Origin of the sequence: Acinetobacter sp. AL9 (genome assembly GCF_041464035.1) — a bacterium.
Lineage (GTDB): Bacteria > Pseudomonadota > Gammaproteobacteria > Pseudomonadales > Moraxellaceae > Acinetobacter > Acinetobacter towneri.
The window spans coordinates 23,846-33,431 of the sequence record NZ_JAYFSK010000029.1 but is presented as its reverse complement, the minus strand read 5'-3'; the positions used below and the strand labels follow the sequence as shown (position 1 = coordinate 33,431).

7 protein-coding genes, 1 tRNA gene and 3 pseudogenes are annotated in these 9,586 nt (G+C 41.1%); 5 read left to right on the top strand and 6 right to left on the bottom strand.

Features of this window, described 5'->3' with window-relative positions; all coding sequences use genetic code 11:
• The first annotated feature begins 131 nt into the window (after positions 1–131).
• From ACEO2X_RS08310 to ACEO2X_RS08290, 5 genes and pseudogenes are all read left to right on the top strand, one after another.
• Positions 132–359, top strand: a complete 228-nt coding sequence (locus ACEO2X_RS08310; RefSeq protein WP_004970172.1) for a hypothetical protein — start codon at positions 132–134, stop codon at positions 357–359.
• Positions 360–565: 206 nt separating this feature from the next.
• Positions 566–641 (top strand) — tRNA-Thr (locus ACEO2X_RS08305).
• Between the two features lie 160 nt (positions 642–801).
• Positions 802–1,077, top strand: a pseudogene (locus tag ACEO2X_RS08300) (pirin-like C-terminal cupin domain-containing protein); the annotation flags it as partial.
• Between the two features lie 423 nt (positions 1,078–1,500).
• The gene (locus tag ACEO2X_RS08295) at positions 1,501–2,808 is read left to right on the top strand and encodes an FAD-dependent oxidoreductase (RefSeq protein WP_004970183.1); all 1,308 of its coding nucleotides are present in this window, start codon (positions 1,501–1,503) and stop codon (positions 2,806–2,808) included.
• Between the two features lie 297 nt (positions 2,809–3,105).
• Positions 3,106–3,936 (top strand): cyclopropane-fatty-acyl-phospholipid synthase family protein, encoded by an 831-nt coding sequence (locus ACEO2X_RS08290; RefSeq protein WP_371971619.1) that lies wholly within the window; start codon positions 3,106–3,108, stop codon positions 3,934–3,936.
• A gap of 70 nt (positions 3,937–4,006) precedes the next feature.
• Here ACEO2X_RS08290 and ACEO2X_RS08285 read toward each other — a convergent pair.
• The 6 genes and pseudogenes from ACEO2X_RS08285 to ACEO2X_RS08260 form a co-directional block, all read right to left on the bottom strand.
• Positions 4,007–4,264 (bottom strand): annotated as a pseudogene (locus tag ACEO2X_RS08285) (PAAR domain-containing protein); the annotation flags it as partial.
• A 203-nt stretch (positions 4,265–4,467) separates the two neighbouring features.
• Positions 4,468–5,073 (bottom strand): annotated as a pseudogene (locus ACEO2X_RS08280) (pirin family protein); the annotation flags it as partial.
• Between the two features lie 196 nt (positions 5,074–5,269).
• Positions 5,270–5,833, bottom strand: coding sequence for an alkyl hydroperoxide reductase subunit C (gene ahpC, locus ACEO2X_RS08275; protein WP_004970191.1), 564 nt, complete (start codon positions 5,831–5,833; stop codon positions 5,270–5,272).
• Positions 5,834–6,083: 250 nt separating this feature from the next.
• The gene (gene ssb, locus ACEO2X_RS08270; RefSeq protein WP_096902231.1) at positions 6,084–6,659 is read right to left on the bottom strand and encodes a single-stranded DNA-binding protein; all 576 of its coding nucleotides are present in this window, start codon (positions 6,657–6,659) and stop codon (positions 6,084–6,086) included.
• A 51-nt stretch (positions 6,660–6,710) separates the two neighbouring features.
• Positions 6,711–8,075 (bottom strand): MFS transporter, encoded by a 1,365-nt coding sequence (locus ACEO2X_RS08265; protein ID WP_104852874.1) that lies wholly within the window; start codon positions 8,073–8,075, stop codon positions 6,711–6,713.
• A gap of 215 nt (positions 8,076–8,290) precedes the next feature.
• A complete protein-coding gene (locus ACEO2X_RS08260; RefSeq protein WP_004970195.1) occupies positions 8,291–9,376 on the bottom strand; it encodes a DUF475 domain-containing protein in 1,086 nt (361 codons plus the stop codon).
• Positions 9,377–9,586: the final 210 nt, after the last annotated feature.

The window sequence follows — 9,586 nt, the reverse complement described above, 5'->3', positions numbered from 1 at the left end:
CAAGAACGGACTGACCGCTACAAGTCGGAACTGACCGACTCAGGCTCTAGTTACACGCTTGGCAACAAGACATTAACAGAGTGCGAATTAGTCCTTGACTATGTTTGACTACATTTTAAGGAACAGCGAACATGAATAACAGCCAAAATTATGTCAAACAAATTAAAAATGCTAAACGTGGAGGATACACGCCTACCATCGCCAAAGACATCAACAAACATAAGATTCAAAAAGCCATTCGCCTAATTGAACAATGGAGAACGCTCGCAAATGAACTCAAACCACAAATGCAACTTGATATGGCCTTTACCTTAGAAGAATGTGCACAGGATTTAGATCGTATCTTAAGAAATAAATAATCGCTTTTTCACACCTCATTTCAGGTTGTTTTCTTCAATGAGCCCACCCGCTGGGCTCATTTCCTACAAAATCTTCTGTGTGATTTCCTCGTTTGTAACGCGCCAAAACCCTGCATACAAAATCTGCAAAAAATCTATGCCATGCATTAAACGGTTACTTTTTGGCTTGCGCACACGTAAAAATTCTGTAAAATTCTCTACACAACGCCGGCATAGCTCAGTTGGTAGAGCAACTGACTTGTAATCAGTAGGTCCACAGTTCGAATCCGTGTGCCGGCACCATATTAAACCTCATAAATTAAAAATTTATGAGGTTTTTTGTTTTTATAAACGTATATTTTTATCTTACTCATGCTGCCCGAATCTCCAATTTATTCAGGGCGTCTATCTATCTGCAAAACTTTAACCGCAATACGGGATTGTGATTTTTAGCTTGTTAAATGTATTGGTGGTGTTGGCAGGTGAAGTGCGGGTCAATGGCAGTCAACTTGTGCAAGATCACTCAGTGGTGTTATTTGCTCAAGATGGCGAAGCGTTAATTCAGCTTGAAGCACTGCAAGATACGCAATTTTTAGTGCTGACAGGCAAGCCATTAAATGAACCTATTCAAGGCTATGGTCCATTTGTCATGAATACCAAGCAGGAAATCATTCAAGCTTTTGAAGATTTTAATCAAGGCAAGTTTGGTGAAATTCCGATTCAACATCAAGCGGGTTAAGCTTTAAAAAATCTTAGCCAAGAAAAAAGCCTCATGTCGATGTCCCGACCGAGGCTTTTGTTGTTCTGGCGCTGTCAAATTTCTAGTTTTAGCGGATTGATCATATTCCTTATGATAATTATATGTGATGTAGTTATTATTTTTGTGCTTGGTATCATAGCGTTTAGAGATTTATTTGTAAAACGAAAATTATAAAATTGGTGAATTTATCTACATGGTTTAGAACACTATTTATAGTATTAAAGAAATAATATAAATAAATTCTAAGGCTTATTTAAGCACTTTCTGATTGTTAAAAAATGTAATCATATTGCCAATGTACTTTGTGTTGTTTCTCTGTGAAAAGTACACAATCTGGTAGTTTTTAATAGCTCATTTTCCTTAGGCATGGTTCATAATTTCATAAAGTATGTAAAAAGATGGATGATCGGTTTGGATATCGCAGTGATCGGTAGTGGTATGGCTGGACTGGCTACCGCAAGAATTCTTAAAGATGCAGGGCATAACATTACAATTTTTGAGGCGCTGCCTGGTCGTGGAATGGACAGTCATAGCATCGAATTTGAGGATGGTTTAATTGATGCGCCGTTACGGGTCATGAACCCACATTTGTGGAAAAACACCCTCAGCTTGGCCACACATTTAGGCATTAAAACTTATCCTGTGCGTACTTATATGGCGTGCAGTTGGTTATTTGAAGATCGTACCGAAACTTGGCTGACCACAAGCCGTACCCGTATTGGTAATTTCCCAATCATTAACAACCGTAAAGGCATACAACAATACGGCTGGCGTTTGGTAAAAGGCATGTTGCAGTTAAAAACAGCCATCGCTAAATTTTTCAAATCTAAAAACCAAGACATTACCCTTGCGGAATTTATCAACCGTAACGAAATTGAAGAAGTGTTTTGGCATGGTGCAGTGATGCCAGTGCTTTACACCATTTGTACTTGTGACCCTAAAACCATTGGTGAATGGCCAGCAAAACCATTGTTGGTATTTTTACGCCAATTGACTGATGGTGATGCATTATTGCGTTTACAAGGTGGCACGCCTGCATTGGTTGATAAGTTGATTGAAGGTATTAATATTCAAAGTGGTGCAGCGATTACTCGTGTTCATCAACAAGAAGATGGTGTAATTGTTGAAAATTCTGAGGGTCAGTCGCAAACATTTGACCGTGTGGTGATTGCAACGCCAACCACTAAAGTCCAAGACTTCTTGGACAATCAACAATTTGCAGAAGATATTGAATTGCTTAAACAGTTCAAATTCGAGCAGGGTGATTTGGTGATTCACACTGATCAAACGGTGATGCCGCCAAAACGTAAAGATTGGTCTGTTTTAAGTTATATGATGGATCGTAAATTTACTCGTCAGCAATTTACGGTATGGCTTAACTCGATCGAACCAACTTTGGTCGGTAAATCGCCAGTGTTCCAAACATGGCGTCCAGTTACACCAATTGATCCGAAAAAGATCATTTCAACGGTAACTTTAACCCGCGCTGTGGTGGATTCAAAGACAGTGGCATTAAACAAAGAGTTGCAGCAGCGCCATCACCAAGACAATCGTAAAGTGTTCTTCTGCGGTTCATGGTCGTGCGATGGTTTACCAATTTTAGAATCTGCAGTGACTTCCGCTATGCATATTGCAGAAATTTTTGGTGCACCATTACCGTTTATTGATTTAAAACCACAAGTTGAGGTTGCGCCGCAATTAGGTTATTAAGTTTAGGGTCTGTTGATATTTCATAAATGGTTTGTGCTGTAGGCTAAAACTGAGCAGATCAGGCATGAAACGCAGGGAATAGCGAGACTATTGCCAAGTTTCATAACGCAATCTGAGAAAGTTTTAGCCACAGCCTTTCAGGACAAGCATATTTTTTGCTGCTATTGCGTTATGAGTCAGTCATTTAGAATGACTAAATTTCCTGCCTCATGCCTTATATCAGCTAAAAAATATGCGTTGTCGCAAACATAGATGAATTATCAACAGCCCCTCTTTTTTGAATTAGACTGAGTCAGTGTGAAATGGCAACAGGCGATACGACAGCATTTTCCAAAACATAAATATGCCATTCAAGCGGCATATTTGGGAGATACTTCCGCACTGCCGTGGAGCAATTTAGGTTATTGGTCAGATGCAGTGGGATCTGATTATCCCGCTGCATGTCAAAATTTAGCAGCGCATTTGGCCGCAGCAGTGCATTTAAATTCAAAAGATGTTGTACTGGATTTAGGCTGTGGGCAAGGTGCCAGTCTTAAATATTGGTTGGAACACTATCAAATACAACGACTTGAAGCTGTTGAGCTACAAGATCATCATGTGCAGTCGATTCGACAACATTTAAATTCAAATATTAAAATTCACGCTGCTTCATTTTTAAATTTAAAAGCACTTTTTCCACAACCACGTTTTGATGTGGTGTTCTGTATCGATGCAGCATATCACAGTCATTTGAATTCATTTTTAAGTCAGGTCAGTGCGGTTTTGAATTCAAATGGACGTTTGGGCTTTCATTATTTAATTTGGGCAGAACAAGCGCCAACGAATGCGTTCAAACAGCTGCAATATCGTGCCTTATTAAAATCTGCCGCTGTCAATTTTAAAGATCTGATGTCTGAAAGTCAGCTTCGAGCGGTTTTAGAACAGTTTGAATTTAAACAGATTCAGGTGGAAGATTTGTCGGCACAAGTTTTGGCGGGTTTTGCTGACTATGTGAATCAGCATCTCAAGCATCGAGTACAAACGCGAGATACAGACTGGTTTAAAATTGCCATGACCGCACGTTTATGTGCCAAGCTCTATGCGGATGGCTGGATTAAATATGTGCAGGTGAGTGCGGAAAAAGCTTAATCTATCGTAATCAGCTGCTAGATAATGAAGTTTTTCGGTGTTTGGATGTTCATAATTGGCTTTAAATCCCACCCACCACATGAAACTGTTTCGGTAAAATTTTTGCGCCACACGTCAATTGATCCCCGACATAACCCACGGCTTTGTCATCAAAAAGAATATGATCGTGACTTTTTATAATTGTGGACCAACGCTGGCACTTAGGGCAGAAATGTCCATTACCCGCCACTAAAAATAAATTTCCCATTTGAGAAACACGCATTTGATTGGCAAGGATGATTCCACCATGATTGGTCATGGAATGATGCGTTGCAAAGCTTTGAGCCATGAGGTATTCCTTAAACTAGAAAACTTTAGAGAAGCATTGTTTTTTATACTAAATTTTCTAAGACTTATAATTTTAAATTTTTATTTTAATTCACAAAAATATTTTTAAATGTCAGTCTATATGGATGAAACATCAACAAAATAGACCATCAATATAAAAATAAGCTCTGAAATATGTGTATTGCATTCTAAAGTATAAAATACATTGTGATCTACCGGCACATGCAGCGCTTGGGTCTGTGCAGCTTTCAATTGTCCATCCCAAACATTGACAGGGCTAAAGGTGCTGGCAGGCCCAGATTGCTCTGCGTACTGACCTGCAATAATGCGTAAATGCCCCGCCTGATTTTCAAACTCAATTTTCGGAATATTTTGAGATTCAATGGCTTGATAACGTGGCGATGTCATTTTGTCTGCGGCAGGCAAATTCACCCAAAGCTGCACCATTTCAAACAATCCGCCTTGTGCTGCATAGTCTTTGGAGTGAAATTCCTCATGCACCACACCCGCACCTGCTGTCATCCACTGCACATCGCCTGTTTTGATGGTGCCACCACCACCTGCCGAATCTTTATGCGTCACTTCGCCCCGATAGGCAAGTGTCACCGTTTCAAAACCGCGATGTGGATGCGAACCAACACCATGTTGTGCGGTAGTCGCATCAAAATGATACGGCGCTGCATAATCCAAGAGTAAAAATGGACTGATCGCCTGCCCTAAACGGTCATAAGAAAATAGATTTTTGACTGGAAAACCATCGCCCACCCAATGCATGTTTTGGTTGCGATATAAACCGATTATTTTTTTCATGTGTTACACCTATTGCTAGGAGAATAGATGTTTTGATCTTAATCGCTCATCGCACCACAACCTAGTGCAAATTTGGCATACAGCATTGCAAGAATGGAATAATCTTGCTGAAACTTATACATGGTTAAACAAATCATGAGCATAAAAAATCCAGAAGCGAGGTTCTGGATTTTTAAAATTGAGTGCGATGATTCGATTAGATTTTACCCACCAAATCAATAGATGGTGCTAGGGTTGCATCGCCTTCTTTCCACTTGGCAGGGCAAACTTCGCTAGGGTGTGCATGCACATATTGCGCTGCTTTTACTTTACGCAACAACTCTTGCGCGTCACGACCAATACCGCCTGCATTGATTTCTACAATTTGGATTTTACCTTCAGGGTCAATCACGAAAGTACCACGATCTGCCAAACCTTCTGCTTCAATCAGCACCTCAAAGTTTTTAGACAATGTCCAAGTTGGGTCGCCAATCATTGGATATTGAATCTTTTTAATTTCTTCTGAGGTGTCGTGCCATGCTTTATGGGTAAAGTGTGTGTCTGTAGATACTGAGTAAATTTCCACACCCATTTTTTGGAATTCAGCATATTGATCGGCTAAATCGGCAAGTTCAGTTGGGCAAACAAAGGTGAAATCTGCAGGGTAGAAAAACACCACTGACCATTTACCAATAAAGTCTTGCTCAGATACGTCAATAAATTGACCATTGTGGTAAGCGGTTGCGTTAAATGCTTTGACTTGGGTATTGATTAAACTCATGGATGACTCCTCAATTCGTTTCGGGGATTGCTTATCTTGTGTAGCTAGAATACGAAAATCGAAAGAATCGGTAAAACAGTGTTTTTTTATAAAAATAATCGGATTTATGAATTATAAATCCTATCATAGTTTGAAATTTAATCGAGAAAATAGATATTTGCTAAATATCTGCATAAAAAACCCTTTGTCGAAACAAAGGGTTTGGATGATGATTTTCCATTTTGAATCAAATGGCTATCTCTAGTATGTCTCAAAACGGCAAATCATCATCTAAATCTGCAGGTGCGGTTGCAGGCGCAGCTTGTGGCTTCGGTGCAAAACCACTTGGGTTATTGTTGGCATAGCCACCACCCTGATTTTGGTTAAAACCGCCTTGATTTTGATTCGCATAACCTGTGGCTGGAGCTTGGTTCTGATTGCCATAACCGCCTTGGTTATTGTTAAAACGTGGTTGAGCAAAGCCACCATCTTGCTGGTCAGATTGTCCACGGTTAGCAGAGTCGAGCATTTGCATTTGATCGCCACGAATTTCAGTGGTGTAACGCTCTTGACCATTTTGGTCTGTCCACTGACGCGTACGCAATGAACCTTCAATATATACTTTAGAACCTTTGCGTAAATATTGCTGTGCAATCTCGCCTAAACGGTTATGTAAAACAATGCGATGCCACTCTGTTTGCTCTTTACGCTCACCTGTGTTTTTGTCTGTCCAGACATCACTGGTTGCGATAGAAAATTGAGTGAGAGAACCACCATTTGGGAAAGTTTTTGTTTCAGGATCACGACCTAAAGTACCCACTAAAATGACTTTATTTACACCACGCATTAGACGTTTTCTTCCTATTTGTTTCTATTATTTACTTTATAAGAGTTATGCTTAAATGGCTACCTCTTTCCCAAACAAGTGCGTTAATTGTTGTCGCGCAGCATCATCAATTTGCTGTTTATCCACTTTCACATAAGCCACTTGCTGGTCAGACATCACCACGACCTCTTCAATACCACGAATTGCCAAAAGTTGAGAAGTCCATTCATCTGTTTCTCGGTTCTCAGGCAAACGCAACACCAAAGACGAAAGATAGCGCGGCTGCGCCAATCCAAAACTAACGAATAGCCAAATTATAGCAATCGCGGTCAAAATACTCCAACCCATTGCGGTGTGGTTGAGCATCAATAATTGTCCGCCAATCATCCCACCAAAGAATGCACCCAAAAACTGACTGCTGGCATTTACACCCATCGCGGTGGCTTTAGATTGAATTGGTGCAGCCTTTGACAACCACGAAGGTAATAAGGCTTCCATAACGTTAAAGGCAATAAAGAATAAACCCAAACCCAATAAAAGGATGTATTTCGATTCAAACCCGAAAATCAGCACCAACAGCCCTAAAATAATACCTGCAATCGCGGTCAGGAAAATGCCACGCATTTTGCGATATTTTTCTGCCAAAACAATGCTTGGAAATGCCACGAACAGACTGACCAACAACAATGGCAAATACACCCAACCATGATGCTGCAAAGGAATATCGGCAAATTGGATTAATTGCGAAGGCACATAAATAAACATGGCAGTCAGCAATAAATGTAGGGTAAATACCGATACATGCAGACGGTTTAAATCGCCCATTTTCAGGACTTGCTTTAACTGAGTGATATAGCCTTGCTGAAAATTACGATGATGACGCGTGACTTTAGGCACCAATAACAACATGAGAATCGCTGCTAGTCCCATCACTGTGGTGACCCAAAATAACCCTGAAATACCAACCCAGCCCGTAAGCCATGGCCCTAAACTAAAGGCCACCACAAAGGACATACCGATACTCATCCCCATCACCGCCATGGCTTTCATGCGGTTTTCTTCGCGGGTCACATCGGCCAGTAATGCCATCACCACGGCAGATACTGCGCCACCACCTGCAATGGCACGACCAATAATCACGCCATAAATGGTGTCAGACATGGCTGCAATTGCACCACCCAAAGCAAACAGTAATAAGCCAAAAACCACCAATGGCTTACGGCTATAACGGTCTGCAATTAAGCTAAACGGAATTTGTAAAATGGCTTGGGTGAGTCCATAAACACCAACGGCAAGACCAATCAGTGCAGGAGTTGAGTATTGATATGACTGCCCTGCTACTGAAAATACAGGAATAATCATGAACAGACCCAACATGCGCAATGCAAAAATACTGCTTAAAGCAAAGGTCGAGCGGCGTTCTAAGGCATTCATCATATCAATCGACTAAAACTAAATAATTTTGAATTTGCAGATATCCTACAACATTCAGCTTAAGGATGCTGATTTTTCCCGATGTTTATTCAACAGACCCTACTTTTTCAATAAAAAAGGGCGCAACGTTGTGCACCCAAATTTATATTTTATACAGTCTTCATCACCGTATTGCTCTGTAATTTCGCGGCAATACAGCAACGGGCATCACCATAGCATTAACCCGCTTTTGCCTGACGTTTTTTAAATTGAATAGATGCAATCACCGCCCAAACAATAAAGGCAACACCAATTAAACCTGTCACCACTTCTGGCACATGCAAGCCTGTACCGCTGGCAATCATAATAAAGGCCAACGCACCAATCGCATAGTGCGCACCGTGTTCAAGGTAAATATAGGCATCCAACGTGCCTTTTTCGACTAAATAAATCGTCATCGAACGCACGAAAATTGCACCAATCGCCAAGCCTAACATGATGATCACCACATCAGAGGTGATTGCAAATGCACCAATGACACCATCAAAACTGAACGAGGCATCTAGCACTTCCAGATATAAAAAGCCCCCAATACCCGCTTTCACCACGCCTGTCGGTACGCCATTTTCGTCATGACGCACAGCATTGCCCTGTTCATCGACCTCTGGTTCACCGCCCAACATGTGACTCAGCACTTGTACGCCAATATAAATCACGATGCCCCAAATACCCGCCATCGTCACCACAAGGCGCTTATCTTCCACCACATTGGCCGCCATGATTAACAAAGTCACTAAGGCCAAAAATACCGACATGGCAGGCACGCTTGCCAGATTGCTCAAACGACGCTCAAACCATCTAAACCAGTGCGTGTCTTTTTCATCATCCAAGAAAAAGTTTAGGAAAACCATCAACAAGAATGCGCCACCAAAAGCAGCAATTTCAGGGTGATGTGCCATCAGTTTAGCCGAATATTGCTTCGGATCATTCAATGCCAGTTGCACCACTTCCATCATGCCCATATCGGCAGTGACCGCCACAATGACTACAGGGAAAATTAAACGCATACCAAAAACTGCAATGATAATCCCCACGGTTAAAAACAGCATTTTCCAGAAATGATCCCAACCGCGCAGCACTGACGCATTCACCACCGCGTTATCAAACGACAACGACACTTCCATAATCGCCAAAATTGCGGTAATGGTTAGTGCGGTAAGCATGGTTTGCACACCTGCTTCTGGGCCATGGGTATAGCCCCAGTATGCAGATAGCGCAAGACACACAATCGAAAATACGATTGAGAAACCAAAATGTTTCATCATGAGAAACGACCTATCACTATATTTTGATCTGAACTTTTCATCTGCCGAATCTGTACCATCAACGCAAAGTACAGTTTTGATTAAGCTTTAACAGATACAAAAATTCTGAAAATTGAATTGCCCGAATTTTAAATCGGACAAAAACTGAGAATGTAAAATTTTATGCTGCAATTATGACGCTTTTTCCTCAACTTCGGCAAAATTCTTCGT

Bases quoted from the DNA above. Each gene is read 5' to 3' on its own strand.
- ACEO2X_RS08265 (WP_104852874.1), bottom strand. From the start codon at position 8,075: ATGATGAATGCCTTAGAACGCCGCTCGACCTTTGCTTTAAGCAGTATT.
- ssb (WP_096902231.1), bottom strand. From the start codon at position 6,659: ATGCGTGGTGTAAATAAAGTCATTTTAGTGGGTACTTTAGGTCGTGAT.
- ACEO2X_RS08295 (WP_004970183.1), top strand. From the start codon at position 1,501: ATGATCGGTTTGGATATCGCAGTGATCGGTAGTGGTATGGCTGGACTG.
- ACEO2X_RS08310 (WP_004970172.1), top strand. From the start codon at position 132: ATGAATAACAGCCAAAATTATGTCAAACAAATTAAAAATGCTAAACGT.
- ahpC (WP_004970191.1), bottom strand. From the start codon at position 5,833: ATGAGTTTAATCAATACCCAAGTCAAAGCATTTAACGCAACCGCTTAC.
- ACEO2X_RS08260 (WP_004970195.1), bottom strand. From the start codon at position 9,376: ATGATGAAACATTTTGGTTTCTCAATCGTATTTTCGATTGTGTGTCTT.